General features: G+C 34.1%; 13 protein-coding genes. 2 read left to right on the top strand and 11 right to left on the bottom strand.

Going from position 1 to position 18,184, the window contains the following annotated elements:
• Positions 1-42 precede the first annotated feature (42 nt).
• On the bottom strand, positions 43-1,740 hold the full coding sequence (locus tag BKP56_RS12490) for a M3 family oligoendopeptidase (RefSeq protein ID WP_072695508.1): 1,698 nt from the start codon (positions 1,738-1,740) through the stop codon (positions 43-45).
• A 249-nt stretch (positions 1,741-1,989) separates the two neighbouring features.
• Between BKP56_RS12490 and BKP56_RS12495 the strand changes: the two genes are divergently transcribed.
• Both BKP56_RS12495 and rpoN read left to right on the top strand, forming a co-directional pair.
• The gene (locus BKP56_RS12495; protein ID WP_072695510.1) at positions 1,990-3,453 is read left to right on the top strand and encodes a PTS transporter subunit EIIC; all 1,464 of its coding nucleotides are present in this window, start codon (positions 1,990-1,992) and stop codon (positions 3,451-3,453) included.
• A 276-nt stretch (positions 3,454-3,729) separates the two neighbouring features.
• Positions 3,730-5,010 carry an RNA polymerase factor sigma-54 gene (gene rpoN / locus BKP56_RS12500; protein WP_072695512.1) on the top strand — a complete coding sequence of 427 codons (1,281 nt, stop codon included), beginning with the start codon at positions 3,730-3,732 and terminating at the stop codon, positions 5,008-5,010.
• Positions 5,011-5,131: 121 nt separating this feature from the next.
• Here rpoN and BKP56_RS12505 read toward each other — a convergent pair whose 3' ends face one another.
• From BKP56_RS12505 to BKP56_RS12550, 10 genes are all read right to left on the bottom strand, one after another.
• A complete protein-coding gene (locus BKP56_RS12505; protein WP_072696188.1) occupies positions 5,132-5,617 on the bottom strand; it encodes a mannose/fructose/sorbose PTS transporter subunit IIB in 486 nt (161 codons plus the stop codon).
• 168 nt (positions 5,618-5,785) lie between these two features.
• Positions 5,786-8,650, bottom strand: a complete 2,865-nt coding sequence (locus tag BKP56_RS12510; RefSeq protein ID WP_072695514.1) for a sigma 54-interacting transcriptional regulator — start codon at positions 8,648-8,650, stop codon at positions 5,786-5,788.
• A 785-nt stretch (positions 8,651-9,435) separates the two neighbouring features.
• Positions 9,436-10,845, bottom strand: a complete 1,410-nt coding sequence (locus BKP56_RS12515; RefSeq protein WP_072695516.1) for a cryptochrome/photolyase family protein — start codon at positions 10,843-10,845, stop codon at positions 9,436-9,438.
• A gap of 164 nt (positions 10,846-11,009) precedes the next feature.
• Positions 11,010-11,474, bottom strand: coding sequence for a glutathione peroxidase (locus tag BKP56_RS12520; RefSeq protein ID WP_072695518.1), 465 nt, complete (start codon positions 11,472-11,474; stop codon positions 11,010-11,012).
• A gap of 32 nt (positions 11,475-11,506) precedes the next feature.
• Entirely contained in the window at positions 11,507-12,388 is an 882-nt protein-coding gene (locus BKP56_RS12525; protein ID WP_072695520.1) for a VOC family protein, read from the bottom strand.
• 66 nt (positions 12,389-12,454) lie between these two features.
• Positions 12,455-12,949, bottom strand: coding sequence for a hypothetical protein (locus BKP56_RS12530; RefSeq protein ID WP_072695522.1), 495 nt, complete (start codon positions 12,947-12,949; stop codon positions 12,455-12,457).
• 17 nt (positions 12,950-12,966) lie between these two features.
• Positions 12,967-14,097 (bottom strand): glycosyltransferase family 2 protein, encoded by a 1,131-nt coding sequence (locus BKP56_RS12535; protein ID WP_072695524.1) that lies wholly within the window; start codon positions 14,095-14,097, stop codon positions 12,967-12,969.
• Between the two features lie 76 nt (positions 14,098-14,173).
• Positions 14,174-15,682, bottom strand: a complete 1,509-nt coding sequence (locus BKP56_RS12540; protein ID WP_072695526.1) for a phytoene desaturase family protein — start codon at positions 15,680-15,682, stop codon at positions 14,174-14,176.
• Positions 15,683-15,725: 43 nt separating this feature from the next.
• Positions 15,726-16,580 carry a phytoene/squalene synthase family protein gene (locus BKP56_RS12545; protein ID WP_232226889.1) on the bottom strand — a complete coding sequence of 285 codons (855 nt, stop codon included), beginning with the start codon at positions 16,578-16,580 and terminating at the stop codon, positions 15,726-15,728.
• A 313-nt stretch (positions 16,581-16,893) separates the two neighbouring features.
• Positions 16,894-18,081: an L-lactate MFS transporter gene (locus BKP56_RS12550; RefSeq protein ID WP_072695530.1), complete on the bottom strand. Its 1,188-nt coding sequence runs from the start codon at positions 18,079-18,081 to the stop codon at positions 16,894-16,896.
• Between the last annotated feature and the right edge of the window lie 103 nt (positions 18,082-18,184).

Below are 18,184 nucleotides of genomic sequence, written 5' to 3' on the forward strand. Positions count from 1 at the left end.
TGCTCCTTAATTAAAAGAAAGCAACGCTTTTTATTTATAAAATTATAGTCGGGTATCGTCTACTTTATCTAATTCACTGGCAATCGTCTCAACAACACCTCTTAGAGATCCTTCTTCAAAAGGCGAGCGTAAGTGTGCTGTTTCGATAATTTCAAGGAAGCTTTGTGTTCCACCTACTCGACAGATTTCAAGGTAATCGTTCCATGCTTGATCATCTTCGTCAACTAGTGCCCGTTTCCAGAACTGAAGCGCACAGATTTGCGCTAGAGTATAATCAATGTAGTAGAATGGAGAATCAAAAATATGCCCTTGTCGGTACCAGAACGTTCCTTTTTCTAAAAATTCACTCTCTGAAAAATCTCTCTCAGGTAAATATTGTCTTTCAAGTCTCCTCCAGACTGCTTTTCGCTCATCAGGTGTCAACTCAGGATTTTCATATACTTCATGTTGAAAATGATCTACAAGTACTCCATATGGCAGGAAGCGTAACGCACTACTCAAATGATCAAACTTGTATTTTTCTGTCTGGTCTTTAAAAAATAGTTCCATCCAGGGATAAGTAAAAAATTCCATACTCATTGAATGGATCTCACAACTTTCATAAGTTGGAAAGACAATCTCCGGCTGATTGATCCATCTGGATTGAAATACTTGAAAGGCATGCCCAGCTTCATGAGTCAAAACGTCTATGTCACCAGATGTACCATTAAAGTTAGCAAAAATAAATGGAGACTCGAAATCCGGAAGATAAGTACAGTACCCTCCACTTGCTTTCCCTTCTTTCGCGAGTAAGTCTACCAAGTTATGATCAAACATGAAGTCAATAAACTCTTTTGTTTGTGAGGATAATTCGTGGTACATTTTTCTTCCTTGATCAATAATATCATCTGAATTTCCTTTAGGTACAGGATTTCCATTTAAAAACTGTAAGGGAGTATCATAGTGTTTCATGCTTTTCAGACCAATTCTCTTAGCTTGTTTTTCAGCTAAATCAGTCGTTACAGGTACAACATATTCTAAGACTTGGTTACGATAAACTTCGACCATCTCCCGATTATAGTCATAACGTTTCATTCTAACGTAACCTAATTCCACAAAATCTTTAAACCCTAATTTCTTTGCTATCTGGTTTCTTGTTTTCACTAGTTGATCATATAATTCATCGATTTTTTGTTCATGCTCTTCAAAAAAACTCCATTGTGCATCTGAAGCAGATTTTCGAATCGAACGATCCGTATCCTGTAAGTAAGGACCGAATTGAGATAAGTTCAATTTTTGACCATCGTAGTCAATTTGTGCAGATGCAATTAGCTTTTGGTAGTCACTACTCAGTTGATTTTCTTTTTGAAGCAAATCAATAACAGACTTATCAAAAGATTGTAGCTCATATTGCATATGTTTTATAAATGTTTTAGGGAAAGTTCTTTTAATATCATCATAATATCTAGAATTCGTTACTGCTCTGTAAAAATTTGTATCGATTTCTTGGTAAAGCGGCAGGTACTCATTCCAATACTGATCTTCCTTTTCATAAAAATCATCTTTTGTATCAATTGAGTGCCGAATAGAAGCTAATGTCATCATCGTTTCTACGGAAGACATTAAATCCGACATTTGATTGACGGCCACAATTTCAGCATCTGCTGAATCTGATGACTTAACCTGGTCAATTAACACAGCGGCTTGTTTCTTATACTGATCATAACTCGGTCTTTTATACGTATACTCTTGAAATTTCACTATTTTAACCTCCACTTATGTATTTGTTTAAAATTAGTATATCACAGCCCAATAAATTAACTCTCCTAATTATCTTCTTTATATCTAAAATCCACTTTAGAATATTAAGTTAAATCAAAAATAATCATGAAATATTATTTCATTAAATTTTAAACAAAAATGAAAAGGTTTTTTATTGCATTTCTTTTTTTATCTGATACGATTATATCGTAGGAAGAATTACATAAAATTTACAATAGGAGGAATAGCATGGTAAAGCAAGATGAAAAAAGAATCGCCAAGGAAATCTATGAACAAATTGGCGGTACTCATAATGTCAATTCACTGATCAATTGTATGACTCGTGTAAGAATAGACGTCAAAGATTTTAGTCAAGTGAATGACCAAAAAGTTAAGCAAGTTAATGGGGTCCTTGGAACAGTTAAAGAAGATACGTATCAAATCATTTTAGGGCCTGGTCTAGCTGCAAAAGTAGCAAACGAAATGGGAACACTAGCTGATATAGCTGTAGAGGAAGAAGGTTCTCCATCTGAGGATCAAGCATTATTCTCTAAAGATATTAATAACCTTGATCAGCTAACTGCTGAAAATAAAGCAGCACAAAAAGGCAAACATAATCCACAGTCTCCTTTCAAAAAAGTTCTGAGATCTATTGCTAGTATTTTCATACCATTGATCCCCGCGTTTGTAGGAGCCGGGATAATCGGAGGAATTGCGTCAATTTTTACTAATCTTTTAACGGCTGGAGTAATTGCTGGAGAAAACTGGGAGTATATGGTCTCCATAGCAGGTCTAATACAAGGGGCATTATTCGGATTTTTAAATATTTATGTAGGTATAAATGCAGCAAAAGTTTTCAAAGCTACTGAAGGACTTGGCGGGATTGTTGGAGGAATGATTTATTTAACTAGTATAAGCGAAGATCTGCCTCTTCCAAATATTTTTACCGGGGAAGCTTTAACAGCAAACCAAGGTGGTATTATAGGTGTCATTTTCGCTGTATGGATTCTCTCTCTTGTTGAAAAACAATTACGTAAGTTTATTCCAAATTCAATAGACATTATTATTACACCAACAATTACCTTACTAACAGTAGGATTAGTAACGATCTTTCTAATCATGCCTCTAGCAGGATTTGTTTCTGCTAACTTAGTTGGATTTATTTCTTGGATTTTAAGTGTAGGTGGAGCATTTGCCGGCTTTGTTCTAGGTTCATTATTTTTACCAATGGTTATGTTTGGATTACACCAAATCTTAACACCTGTACATGTTACTATGATTGAACAAACTGGGTCTACCCAATTGCTTCCCATCCTTGCAATGGCTGGAGCAGGACAAGTCGGAGCTGCATTAGCTTTATGGGTCAAAGTTCGAAAAAATAAACAGCTTGTTACTATGATTAAAGGAGCTCTTCCTGTAGGTATCTTAGGAATTGGAGAACCCTTAATTTATGCAGTTACTCTTCCGCTTGGCAAACCGTTTATTACTGCTTGTATTGGTGGCGGAATCGGCGGTGCAGTCATCGGTCTGTTCGGTGGTGTTGGAGCTAGCGCGATTGGTCCAAGTGGTGTAGCTCTTATTCCCTTGATCGTCAATAATTTATGGTGGGCTTATGTTCTCGGATTATTAGCTGCTTATGCTGGTGGCTTTGTAGCTACTTATCTATTCGGTGTACCAAAAGAGGCAATGGAACCCTCTAGTGTTTCTTTATAATATATAATCAATTAAATAAAAAGAGGACGGGACAAAAGTCTCCGTTGAGCCAGAATTTGAAGTATAGAACAATTAAAAAACCCCGTCAAATCAAGAAAATTCAATCCTTGATTTGACGGGGTTTTACTTTTTAACTAGTTTTGTCCCATCCACTTTTTTGTTGTATTGATATCTTATCCCTACTGCTGTCTTTTATTCATTTGTGTTAAACTATAGAGACAGAAAGGCCACAAAATAATATATATATTTTACATTTCAAGAAAGGAGTATTTATAAATGGGATTCAGTCAACAATATGATTTATCTCAAAAGCAGCAGTTAAGTCCTTTATTACTTCAAAGAATCCAACTTTTAAGCTTTAATCAAGATGAACTGATTACATTTCTAAATTCAAAGATGCTAGACAATCCTTTTTTAGAAGTCAAAATGCCAGAATCAAAAATGCATTCAATTGGTGCAGGTCAAGACATGAGCTGGATCGCCGATACTAAACGCAGTTTACGTGATTACTTAATTGAGCAAGTTCTTATGACTTATAGAGACACGCTGATAAGAGAAATGATGTTCTGGTGGATCAACCAATTAGATCAGCGGGGATACTGTTCAAAAACACTTGTGACAGCCGCTAAAGAAACTAATACGGATGAAACTTTGCTTTTAGATGCATTAGTTTTGCTTCAGCAACTTGAACCGGCTGGAGTCGCTGCTAGATCTCTACAGGAATGCCTGATGCTCCAGACTGAACGGGATCAAAATGCACCAGAGACAGCTTACATTATATTAGAAGAATCTTTTAACGATCTTATTGATCGCAAGTGGAAAGAGATAGCTAAGAGATATGATGTCACTTTACAAGAGATTCAATCAGTCTTTGATTATATTAAAAAGTTAAACCCAAGCCCCGGAGATGACTTTTCTAATCCGTTAGATTATACGATCCGACCCGATCTCATCGTCCAACTGAACGGAAAAGAACTTACTATAAGGGAAGCTAAACAGAACACTCCCATACTTCAGTTTGACCAGGGATATGCAACTGAACTTAAAGAGCATAACAATAAGGAAGTCTTAAATTATGTAAAAGATAAACAGAAAGAATATAAAAGTCTTCAAGAAAATCTAAAGCAAAGACAAGAAACAATATTGCGCGTTGGAACTGCTATCATTCAGAAACAAAAATCTTTCTTTTTTGGTAAAAGTCATTCTTTAGTCTCTTTACAACTTAAAGAGTTAGCTGAAGAGCTTAATTTACATGAATCAACAATTAGCCGCACCATTAACGGAAAATATATTCAAACTGATTTTGGAACATACGAGTTTAAATATTTCCTATCCAGAAATCATCAGACTGATGAGGATACTTCCTTTTCAACTCATTCTGTACAGCAGCATCTGTTAAAATTAATTGAACATGAAAATAAACAGAAGCCTCTTTCAGATCAGAAAATTGCTGATCTATTAAAAAAAGAAAACTTTGATTTATCTAGAAGAACGGTAACAAAATACCGTAAACAATTAGATATTCCTGCTTCTTCCAAAAGAAAACGATATGACTAGTGATACAAAAAAGCTATGTCCTCCTAAAAAAGAGGGCATAGCTTTTAAATATGGCTAAAACAGTCTATTTCACAAGTATGATACTAAAAATATGTCAGTACCCGTTTCGCACCTAGTCTTTCTATTCTGTTTTTTTCAACACATCTATCAAGTTTATTTTTCGGTCACTTGGTACTTTTCTGATTTCTAATTCGATCCCCTGCTGGCTAAGAAATTTAAATGCTTCAATATCTGTTTCATCCACTGAAACAAAATTTGTAATCATCTTTTTCCCATGTGAAAATTTCATGCCACCAATATTAACTTTATCTATTGGCAGACCAGCCTTGACCAGCTGTGATACATCAGTCGGATTAGTAAATAACAGCATAACTTTTACGTTATCCAGTAAGCTATGATTTGAAATTTCTATAAGCTTCTCTACTGTCATCACGTTCGTTTTTACACCGGGAGGTGAAGCTTGTTTAAGTAGAAATTTTCTTAGATCGCTACCTGCTGCTTCATCACTTACAACTAAAATTCTACTGATCCCTGTGATCTTTGTCCATGTTGTTACAACTTGCCCATGAACCAAGCGATCGTCAATCCGGGCTAATTTTATATCCATCATTTCTTTTTATATTCCTTCCCAAAAATCAGCTGGTCTCTTTTATTGCTAAAATTCCCAGTTAATACTAATTTGATATAATCAAATATTAAACACTAATTAAAAATCGGATTGCCTGACTAGTATCGGCTTTCCCTATCTGTATGAATGCTGGTTCTACATTTATCTTTAGTCTTCAATAATTGAATCAATTTCATCTAATTCATCTACCATAGAACCATTTTCCAGATAATGATAAAGATAATAGTACTCACTATATGCAATTTTAATATTTAATTGCTTTTCAAGTTTTATGATAACCTTTTTTATTTCAGAATATAGTGGATGTCTCTTTATCTGTTCTAAGTCTGAATCTATCGTTAGTGTCTCATTTAAAACGGTTCGCTCTACTACACCTGCTAGGTGCATAATTAAATTAATATGAAAAGCATAATTCCCTTCTCTCTCATCAGAAAGATCATAAAATTCTTTTGCAGATATCCATAATGGATCAATTACTTTCGCGGGATTTATAAATGTATAACTTTCTTCTATAAAATTCTGACATAGTCTTTTAGCGTTTCCTTCGTCTACTTCTGGAGTGAATGATACTATGCTGTTTTGAGAAATAATATCTTTCAAAACAACTTCAACATCTTGTTCAATAAACTGCTCTAATGGAATAAAGGGAGCATCCAGCTTGGGATTCAGAATACCAGTAGTTGCTACAATTGAAAAATCTTTTTTCAACTTTTCTCTTTTTTCTTTTAATTCAGCAACTGAACAAGCTATAACACTTAGATTCGTTTCCAGATTATTATCAAGTGCACTTTCTACTAATTCTTTGATTCTTTGGGCTGTCCCTTCACCGCTTGCACAGACAGCTAAAATAATTTGTTTCTTTTTATTTTTTATTGATAGATCATATGGTTTGTTATTTACTGTATCGACATAACCTCTAAATTTTTTGAGTGATTCAAATAATGTGTTCAGATCTGTATCCACAAGAGAAGCTTTCCGAACCGCTTCAAGTACTACAGCGGTTGATACCATATCAATTGTTCTTACGGAAATACCTGTTTCTTCCATCAATTTTTCACCAAAAGTAGAAAGTGAACCCATATCTACCAGCAACAGTACTCCATTTCCTTCATCTACTTCTATTACAGCTTGCTTGATCCGTTCATAAGCTGTTTGCGGCGGCATGTCCAAGGGCATATCAATTGAATTGATTTTCTCAATATCAAGAAGCTCTTCTACCACACTAGTCATGCTGCTAGCTGTAGATTGTCCATGTGTTGCTACAATAACGCCCACTTTCCCCTGGGCTTGTTCATCTCTCAAAGAGACGAGTAAAACGGTAAGATAATATACTTCATTTTCCGGAATCGTTACATGCATTTCATCAGAAATAATTTTTCTGATTTCTTTTGCTACTTCATATTCTGCCGGGAAATCAATTGCCATTTCTTTAATATTATGATTTATATTACGCTCTTCACCTAAGAAAATCTTTTTCAGAAAAGAACTAATATGCAAACTCATTGCATAAATAAAATTCTGCTGAAATTCAGCACCTAATCTTCGTTTTACTAAATCATATAAAGTTCTGGTCAATTGGATAACTTCAGTATTAACAAATTCTGCCAATTTTGATTCTGTGTTAAAAGAGAAACCATGATTTCTATAATAAGACTTTAAATGAACATTAATATCCGTTGATATATAATGATTAATTGATTCCTGATCTAATCCTTCAGCCTTTAAGAGCGCAGCTTTATCCCCAATTATGTCATAAAGATTATAAGGCAATTCATAAGCGTCTGTTGTCATTTTTACGAAAGATTCATTAGGTGAAACACTAATCTCAGGCTCAAGATACTTGGATAGTTCAGTATGCCTTTTTCTATCAGAAGAAAGTTGGATCAATCCTGCTTTGATACCATCCGGAAGATCATTAACTGTTAAATTCACTTCTTCTTTCTGCATTTGATGCATAAATCCTCTTGCACAAACTAATTGGATATTCGACTTTAGTTGACCTACGTTCCCGTAATTCACACTAGTGATCAATGCTTTAACAACATCTTCTGTTAAACTGATTCTTCTTTGTATTCTATTTGCTTCAATACCTGCCATCAGCTTCACTAAATCGATTTGTTCATTAGCTGGTCTTTGTTTGAAAGAAGGCAGATGAATATTGATTGGAATTCGTCTCATAAAAGTATCTAATAAGGCAGATCCGGGATCTTCTGTTGTAGCTCCTACAATTCTTACAGATGCTTGCTTTGCTTTTCCTGTTTCTCCCATTCTATTATATGTTCCGTGATCCATGAAATAAAAAATCATTTCCTGACCTTCAGGAGGTAGTCTGTGAATTTCATCTAAAAACAGCATACTCCCATCGGCTTGTTGAATAAGTCCTGATTTATCGGCCATTGCGCCCGTAAAAGCACCCTTTGAGTAACCAAATAAATGACTCATCAATAATTGAGGATTATGAGCGTAATCGGCACAGTTAAATACAATCAACTCTTTTGAATGATCAATCATTCCATTTGATTGAGCAAATCTAAACATTGCATGTGCAAAAAATGATTTACCAGAACCAGTAGGTCCAGTAATTAAAGTATTTAAACCTTTAGGAGGGTATAAAACTGCTGCCTTGGCTTGTTCAACGGCGTTCTTCATACTACCGGTAGCCCCAATAGTGGTCTGAAAGATATCTTCATCTGAAGAAAAAGCAAAGTCATGAATACCCTGATCTGTTTCAATATCTTCAGGTCGTGTCTCTTTATAACTAGATACATACTTTGAAAATGGTTTATGCTGCATTAATTTGATATCGATATATTTAACCGGTCTACCTTCAACTTTATAAAGTTTTCCTTCTCGGACCAATAGGTTCAAGTCTTTTGAGACATTACTCCGCTGGATATCTAATGCATCAGAAATTTCTTTCGTCGTAATACCTTGTTTTAATTCTAACTCCTTTTTTGAGTAGTATTTAGTATTGTTAATGACATATTCATAGATACGCTCTATTCTTTTCATTTCCTGTTCTCCTTTCAAGATAATGGCTCTTGAAACTTCACCGTTAGTATACACTAGATAATACACAAATAAAACACACTAGAACAAAACAGTCTAAATTATTCAGGACTGTTCTATTATAGTGTGTTAAAATTCTTGAAATCTCTATGTTTAATTACTTTCTTTTACTGCTGTAACTATGTAATTGCCTTTTAAAATTAAATACACTAAGTAATTAGAGTGCAGCGAGAAGGAAGGGCCACACCTTCACTTCTCAGCTATCACCCGGTAAGGGATACCCGTTATGAATACACAAGTTTAGAAGTCACTGAACTTGTGCAGATCTATCTTTATAAGAGTTCATTATCAATAAACTTGCTATATCGCTAACTAAGTATAAGTATATAGAAAAGCTATGAACTGAACTCTGGATATTATTATATTAATGAAAGGAGGAGAAGAAGGAGAGAATGCACTAAAATAGGATGTTTCTTCTCCGTTTCATTACACTTAAAACTATATAATAATATTGTGAAATAGTCAACAATTTATTCAGATTTCTTTTCCTTCTCTTTTTATTTTATTCAAAAACTACTATATAGTAAGCTTTTTTTGTTTGATTTTCTGTTGCTCTTTTTATTTTTTTAAAGAGAATCTTCACATAGTACGAATTCGAGTAATCTTAGACTGCTGTATCATGGCAAAAGATAGTAATAAAAATTCGTAATTTTATTATGATAATCATCGGGAAAAGATATAGATGAAAAAAAGCCAATGCACTTCTACGAGCACATTGGCTTTCCTATTTATTGAACTATATCCTTACTCTCTTCAAAAACGGATATAGCTCTTTTTCTAGCTTCAGAGTGATTGACTATAGGATAAGGATAATGCTCACCCATTATTACACCTGCCGCTTCTTGTTCTTCTTTGCTCATTTTCTCCGGGTCATGGATGTACTCATTTTTAACAGCACTTAACTCTGTTACATATTTACGGATAAAATTACCTGAAGGATCATATTTTTCAGACTGAGTCGTGGGATTAAACACTCTAAAATAAGGCACTGCATCTGTACCTGTCGAAGCTGCCCACTGCCAGCCTCCTATATTACTTGAAGCATCATAATCAATCAGCATTTTCTGAAAATATCTTTCACCCCAACGCCAATCTATCAGTAAATCTTTAGTTAAAAATGATGCAACAATCATGCGCAACCGATTATGCATCCATCCGGTTTCGTTCAATTGTCTCATAGCTGCATCTACGAGTGGATAACCTGTATGACCAAGTTTCCATTTTTCAAATTGTTCCTTATCATTATTCCATTGAATATTTGAAAACTGAGTTTTTATTGGCTTCATTTTCTGATCTGGGTTACCTACATAAATCATATGATAGAAATCTCTCCAGCATAATTCTTTTAAAAAAGTTTTCTGGCTCTCGGAGCTTGTTTCTTTTTGCACTGCATTCCAGACAGTACGTATGCTGATCTCCCCTGTTCTCAGATACTGAGATAATCGACTTGTATTATCTTCGAAAGGATAATCTCTTGCTTTTTTATATTTGTCAATTTTTTCTTCAATAAACTTATTTAACTGCTTCTTTGCTTGTTCAGTTCCAGGCAGATAGTGAATATTCAAGCTAGATTCTTTTACCATTTTTTCTAATTTTTCTTCGTTCTCTTTGAATAAAACTTCTTTAAGTACCTTTTTCGGATTAATCATCACCTGTATAGGGGTCGGTTTTTCTAGTTCAATCCACTTATTATAATAAGGAGTGAAAACTTTATAAAGATCTCCAGAATTATTTTGTACTTCATACGCTCCATGTAAGTAATGATCCATATAAGAGTGAACGGCTATCTCATGTTTTTTGAAAAACTCTCTCATTCTATCGTCCCTTTGTTTTCCATAACCTCTCTCATCCTTATTAAAATAAATTTCCGACCAGTTAGGAAATGATTTTTTCAGATCAGAAAAACTCTTTGTTATATCCCCATATAATATTTGTAAATGTAGTCCGCTTTTCTTCAGTACTTCTTTAAAATGCCATACACTCGCAAAAAAAGCATCATGATTCAAGCTATTTTCCAAGAATTGTTCTGGATTAATATGAAAAACCAGAATCAATTGCTCCGCTTCTTCAAATGCTTTCGCAAGTGCAATATTATCTTCTAACCTTAGATCTCTTCTAAACCACATTACTGAAACCATAAATCTGCCCTTTCTCTTCTAATATAAACACTTTATATTTTTATATAAATACAATTCGTTTTTCTATATTTGATATCTAACCTGAAATAATAGTTACAAAAAAGGTTTACTAAACAGACTAGATATTCTGCTTAGTAAACTATCTTTGTTTTAAGCAATTCAATTTAAAGTAATTTTTCAATATCTTTTGCTATTTTCTTTGGACTAGTCGTAGGAGCATACCGATTTACTACTTCTCCATCAGCATCAATCAAAAACTTTGTGTAATTCCATTTGATCATTTTATTTCCTGTCTGATCTTTTAAATACTTAAACAGAGGATGCGTCTCATCTCCATTAACTTTGATCTTATCAAACAGTGGGAAAGAAACTCCATAGTTCATTTGGCAGAATTCTGCTATTTCTTCTCCTTCTAACGGTTCTTGATTCATGAACTGGCTACAGGGAAATCCTAAGACTACAAATCCTTTCTCTTTATAGTCCTGGTACAAATTTTCAAGATCCTTTAATTGAGATGCAAGTCCACATTGGCTGGCGGTATTTACAATCAATAATGATTTTCCAGCATACTTAGATAGAGAAATTTCATTTTCTGACATATCTGTCACTGTATAATCTGTAATCGGCATATCATTTCATCCTTTCTTTTCTAAAATCAATTTTATAGGCTATTATCTGGACTATTTTTTAAAAATTTAATTTTTATACCATTAGGATCTATAATCGCAAACCTATTTTCACCTTGTTCCATAACATTTACTCCGCAGGATTTTAGTTGTTCTTTTAAATTAAGCCAATATTCTTTCGAGGTAACAATAATTGAAAATCCCTCTAATCCCAAATCCTTTTCACTTGGTGCTGGCAGGTTTCTACCTAACCAGATATTTGTTCCAATATGATGATGATAACCATTCATTGCAAAAAAATTTGCCTGTTCACCAAATCTATCTTTTAAATCCATTCCTAAAATTTTCTCATAGAAATTTTGTGTCGCCTCTAAGCTTGAAACAGACAGGTGGACATGACCAATTATCGTTTGCACAGGAAATAAGGCAGCAGCATTTTCATCTCTGCTTGCTAAAACACCTTCAGTATCCATTTCGATCGTGATTCCAGCTATTCTACCATTTGGCTTGATATCCCATTTCGATTTTGGTTTATCACTATAAATTTCAATTCCATTTCCTTCAGGATCTCGTAGATAAACAGCTTCACTATACCCATGATCTGAAGCACCTTCTATCGGTATCTGTTCACTTAGTAAATGATATAATACATTACCTAAATCCTTTCTTTCAGGAAGTAAAAATGCAGTATGAAATAAACCTGCAACCTTTCTTGGTGGATTAGGCTCTTGCACTTTCTTCAAAATCAATAGTGGCGGTTTTAACTCACTAATTCCTAAAGTTATTTCTCGCTCTGTCTCAGTTAATCGCTTTAACCCTATTCGTTCATAATAGTCAGCTACTTTAACTAGATCTTTAACTTTTAATGTAACTGTTCTAATAAAAATTGATTGATCAATCTTAAATAACTGATTCATATACTTACTCCTACATAGATTTATTTTGGCATTCTGACAATAAATATCTCATGATTAATCTTGCCCTTATATCCTCTGTTCTTTAAGTCGCTTGATTCGTTCCAATCTTGGTCGATTGTATCGTTGAATCACAATGAATGGCGCATTGATGCTGACTCCATAAATCGCATTTATCCAAGCTGCCCAAGAGGGGTTCCACAAGAAAAATAGCGGAACTAATAGCATGATCAACCAGTGCGTCAGTTCAGCACGCTTAGTTTCCATGATGAATTCTTCGATATCTTTTTTATTAGAAGAATGTAAGTGTTTCTTCCTGTAACCTAAATTAAAAAGGGAAGCGCCATCTGGCAACTTATCTTTCCACCTTTTTACTAGAAAGACTATATCGTAGAACTGTCCTCTTTTTTCCCAATCATAAGAATTAAACAGAAATTTGAACAAACTATTAGTTAAGAAAAGATTTTTAGGCAAAAACAACAGCGATATAGATACAGACATATGGATAATAAACCAGATACCAATATTTAATAGTAACAGCAACATTGTTTGAGAAAGTGTCATAGTAGTTAACTCCTTTCTTAAACATCTATCTTACGATCACGCCAAGATACAGAATGCAAGATATGTACCTGAATGAATGACCATGAATAGACAATAATAAATGATACCAATAACATTGGATAACCCAAGAATAACCAGTTAGAGAACTTTCCTACCTTCTGTGCCAACCATAAAAATTGACCTGCATAAAAAAAATAAAGAAAAATAAAAGCAGGTAACCAGACAGAAGGATTTATCAGTAAACTGAACCCTATTGAAAACGGAATGATCAATCCACCCGCTATCCATAAGCCTACAGCTGACATTATCAGCGGGTGTGTATTGCTTGAACCACTTGCAATGCTTTTTGACCACCCAAGTAACCATTGTTTCGGTCCTTCTGGGTACATACGAAAAGAAACAGACCCCTTTCCACCAAAATTGTATACAGAAAGATTATGATCCTGAAAGAGTTTCGTCAACATAAAATTATCCAGATGTGAACCGAGTATCTCCTTATGTCCTCCGGTCAGCGTATATTCCTTTGCAGAACACATTAGAAATGGTCCGAAAGCTCCTCCGGTTTTGAATACATTTTTCAAAGGAGTAAAACAATTCAATCCTGCAATAACGACCATATTCATTGGGGCAGATAATTTTTCATAAAACTTCACAGTACGATGATACGGCTGAATCGTAAATAACCCTGAGTAACTAAGCTTTTTAAATTCTGCAATAATGTTTCTCAGTGCATCTTCATGGTCAAAAAAAGTATCAGCGTCCATAAATATCATCAACTCCCCTGTTGCGCCTATTGCGCCCCTGTAACAAGCTGCTGTTTTGCCAACGAGTTCTTCTTCGTTTTGCGTTTGATTTTTAATTTTGATTTCCACATTATACTTGGAAGCTACCTCAACAGTATGATCTGTTGACTCATCATCCACTATAATGACCTGTTGCGGCTGAAGCGATTGTCTGTTTAATGTATCAAGAAGATTAACGATATTTTTTTCTTCATTTCTGACAGGGATGATAATTGAAATAGTTGGTATCGGAACTGTATCATCCAATTCTTGAGATGATATATATGGGATTTTAAATAATATAAAAAAGCCACTAATCAACGAAAACATGATCAACAGTAAACCGATCCACAAAAAAATGAACATGTTTTCCCTCCTTTATAGTGACTTTTTATAGTAAATAAACAATAAAATCAATCATTCCAGCTGATTGAATCTGAGTTTATTTATAATCTTTTTTCACGATCATATCTCTTACTTGTTGTCCACTTAGAGTAACCATCGGCATTCCACCACCGGGGTTAACAGATCCTCCAACAAAATATAGATTATCGTAATGTTCGCTATGTTTAGGATGTTTAAATCCATTATTCATCTTTTTATCTGCAGCTACCCCATAAATGGCTCCTCGATTGGAGTAGTACGTTTGCCGAATATCTTCCGGTAACCACATATCTTCAAATACGATATGTTTTCGTAAATCAGTCAATCCCATTTTTTCTAATTTTACTAATACTCTTTCTCTTAAAGCAGCATACTCATCATCAGTAAACGGTTCGTCTTGAATATAAGGGATATGTGGTAGAACTTTAATATTTTCATGACCTGCTGGTGCTTGTGCAGGATCTGTTTTATTGACATTTACTAAATAAATCGTTGGATCTTCAGGTAATTCATGATGCTGAAAGACTGTCTCATAATTTCGGTCAGAATCTTCTGAAAAAAAGAAATTATGATGGGCTAATTGTGGATAAAGACGATCTACACCAAGATGCAGAACCATACCAGAAGCAGCAGGTTCAAATTTTTGTTCCAGCTGTTCAATCATCTTTTTGTCTTCATTAAGTAGATATTTATACGTCGGGATTACTTCCATGTTCGAGACAAAATAATCTGCTTCAACAAGACTTCCATCTGATAATTCAGCTGAATGAATCTCTTTGGTTTGTTCATTGTTCAACTTAACGACTTCTTTGCCAATATGAATAGACACTCCCACTTCGTTTGCTAAGGTACGCAATCCTTCTCCTAATCTATGCATACCTCCAGGAATATACCATAGACCTTGGTCATGCTGCATATATGCAAGCATATTCATAATTGCTGGAGCATTATCGGCTGAGGAGCCTACATATTTAATATAGTACTTTAGCATCTCCTGCATATGCGGATTAGTGATTCTTTTTTCAATTGCACTAGACATAGTAGAAAAAACATCGAAGTCTTTTAAAGCTGATAAAGGTCCATGAAATTTTAATACATCACCTAATGTATCTAATCCTTTATCAAAATATCCTTTTTCAGTGACCTCATATAAAGACTTGGAATATTCTAAAAATTTACGATACTCTATCAAATCTTGTTCATTTAAGTAAGGGTTGGCTTTTTTCATATCTGAAAGTTTTTCATATAGGTCAATTGTGATTCCGTCGGTAAAAAATGAACGCCACTGCAAGTTCATTTTTTGAATAGGTATATAGTCTTCCATACGTTTACCACTAACTAAAAATAATCTTTCAAAAATAAATGGCATAGTCAAAATCGAAGGTCCAAGATCGAATCCGTATCCTTCACGTTCCAAACGATTTAATTTTCCACCAATATGTTCGTTTTTTTCATATAAATCAACTTTATACCCACTTTGTGCTAATGCTATAGCTGCTGATATACCTCCTAGACCACCACCAATTACTGCAATGGACTTCTGCTTTTTTGATTCGACACCTTCCATAATAAGTTCTCCTTTTTAGTCAACTATTAGCCATCTTAAAAAATCAGCTATTTTTCAAACTTCTATTAGCCTCTCGATATAAACATAACTTTCTGATTAAAGAAGTCTTATTTCTTATAGTAAAACAGTCATACTGATTCTTACGAACAGTATTTAAAATTTCTTGATATATATTTGCTGAAAGCAGCACTGGAAAACGACTATCCGAATCGAATTTCAATAGATTCTGTTTCACAATTTTGTATAATTCTTCAGATCGAGAAGCCAGTAATTCCCATAATAGAATAAAAGATTGATTAACTGTCTGATTTTTTAAATCTTGACGAGAGTATCCTGTCTTTTCCATTAATTCTTTAGGCAAATATATGCGATTATTATCACGCTGGTCTTCTCCGACATCTCTCAATATATTTGTAATTTGCATTGCTACTCCAAGAGAAATCGCTATATCAGTTAGTTCCTGATGGTTTTCCGTTGCAATGATGGGTAATAGCATTAGCCCCACTGAGCCTGCAACAAAATAACTGTATCTTTCTAATTCATTTAACGTATCTGGTTGAACAAAATGATAATCCATTGTTTGACCTTCTAATTGATCATAAAAAGGTTCAAGTGACATATCATATCGATCAAACACATCCCTCAATGCTCTCCAGATAGGTGTATCAAGATTATTTCCTTCGCTAAACAGATCTAACTGTTTTTTTAATTCATCCAATGCTTGTTTCTGTTCTAAGGGAGATGATGCTTCATCAATACTATCGTCAGCTTGTCTACAAAAAGCATAAATTGCATATACAGCCTGAGCTTTTTCTTTCGGTAACTTAGAAAAAGCATAATAAAAACTCTCGGAATGTACTTTTATGATTTCTTCACAATATTCATAATCTAGTTCCAAGTTTTTTTGCTTTCTTTTTTCTTTTTCGATTTCACTTCCTCCTCGAAATTAATCAGGAAATTTCTAATTAATGTAAGATATAATAGATTAAATAATATTATATAAGTATACTGGTCAATTTTAAATGAACTTGGATATACTAAGCAAGTTATCTCTATTCATTTTAACATAATCCATGTTATTAATTAGTGTGATATGGTTTTAGCTCATAAATTTTGTTAAAAAACCTTATTAAATCTCATCTCATAACCTCAATATTAAATACTAAAAAACTTCTGATTTTAAACGCAGAAGTTTTTTAGTAACGGATCATTTAAATGGTTTTCTTTGATTTCAATGGTGGTTTTACAAATAATGATAGAAGTAGACCAACTATAGTTAATAGCGCTGCTACTAGAAATGCCGGTCTAAATCCACCGACTAAGGAAATCAGCATAGGACCTACAAGAGCAGCAATACCATAACCTTGATACACTAATCCATAATTTGCACCAAAATTTTGTATACCGTAATAATCGCTTGTAAGTGGCGGAATAACTGCTAAAAATCCTCCAAAACAAAATGCAATCATCGCTACAATCCCAAAGAATAACCAAGCATTTGGCGTTATTGTACTCAACAACCCTACTGCTATAGCAGTTAATACAAACATTATTGAGATAACACGCAGTCTTCCAAATTTATCTGAAAGAATCCCCCAAGTAATTCTGCCTACAGCATTAAAAATAGCTGCTAAAGCTACTGCATTTGCAGCTACTGCTGGTGCCAGTCCTGCTACATCTATTCCAATGTCGCGTGCAAGACCAATAACAAGCAGCCCAGTAATTGTACCTGTCAGATAAATAAACCAAATTAGATAAAAAGATTTTGTTTGCATCATCTGAGTAACAGTAAATTCATTATCATTAATAATTTTACTGCTTACTTCTTCAGTATTTACTTTAGGTTGTCTAAGTAATTGTGCACCTATCAATCCTATAATAATATAAATAACACCCTGATAAAAAAAAGCTTTTGATACGCCAACAGATGCAATAAATGATTGAATAAAAGAATTAAATAAGAATCCGCCTAGTCCAAATGACCCTACGGCTATTCCAGTTATAAATCCTTTTTTATCCGGAAACCATTTAACACAAGTTGATAGTGGACAGACATACACAAATCCGATTCCAACCCCAGCTATTACACTGTAATATAAATATAATTGCCACAATGACTCTGCCGTTGAAGTCAGCATCAAGCCTAAACTATACAAGATAATCCCAATCGTAGCTATTTTTCGTGGTCCATACTTATCTTGCAAGCGACCTGAGACTATAGTCGTCAATGCAAAAATGAAGATAACCATAGAGTAGGCTAAATATACACCATTGGAATCCCACCCGTATGCATCAGACAATGGTTGATTGAAAAGGCTCCAAGTGTATACTCCACCAATACAAAGCTGCACTAATACAGCGCCTATTACAACCCACCATCTATTAAAAGATATTTTCAATTGTGGTACCCCCTTAACATTCTATTATTCATTATATTGAATGATCTTTCAAATGCAATATTCTTGCCCCTCGAAAGAAATTTTCCTTTAATATTTCACTTAT

Origin of the sequence: Marinilactibacillus sp. 15R, assembly GCF_001895285.1 — a bacterium.
Taxonomy (GTDB): Bacteria; Bacillota; Bacilli; order Lactobacillales; family Carnobacteriaceae_A; genus Marinilactibacillus; species Marinilactibacillus piezotolerans.

Coding starts and splice junctions, on each gene's coding strand:
- BKP56_RS12505 (WP_072696188.1), bottom strand. CDS start 5,617: ATGGATATAAAATTAGCCCGGATTGACGATCGCTTGGTTCATGGGCAA.
- BKP56_RS12535 (WP_072695524.1), bottom strand. CDS start 14,097: ATGTTCATTTTTTTGTGGATCGGTTTACTGTTGATCATGTTTTCGTTG.
- BKP56_RS12495 (WP_072695510.1), top strand. CDS start 1,990: ATGGTAAAGCAAGATGAAAAAAGAATCGCCAAGGAAATCTATGAACAA.
- rpoN (WP_072695512.1), top strand. CDS start 3,730: ATGGGATTCAGTCAACAATATGATTTATCTCAAAAGCAGCAGTTAAGT.
- BKP56_RS12510 (WP_072695514.1), bottom strand. CDS start 8,650: ATGAAAAGAATAGAGCGTATCTATGAATATGTCATTAACAATACTAAA.
- BKP56_RS12525 (WP_072695520.1), bottom strand. CDS start 12,388: ATGAATCAGTTATTTAAGATTGATCAATCAATTTTTATTAGAACAGTT.
- BKP56_RS12530 (WP_072695522.1), bottom strand. CDS start 12,949: ATGACACTTTCTCAAACAATGTTGCTGTTACTATTAAATATTGGTATC.
- BKP56_RS12520 (WP_072695518.1), bottom strand. CDS start 11,474: ATGCCGATTACAGATTATACAGTGACAGATATGTCAGAAAATGAAATT.
- BKP56_RS12540 (WP_072695526.1), bottom strand. CDS start 15,682: ATGGAAGGTGTCGAATCAAAAAAGCAGAAGTCCATTGCAGTAATTGGT.
- BKP56_RS12515 (WP_072695516.1), bottom strand. CDS start 10,845: ATGGTTTCAGTAATGTGGTTTAGAAGAGATCTAAGGTTAGAAGATAAT.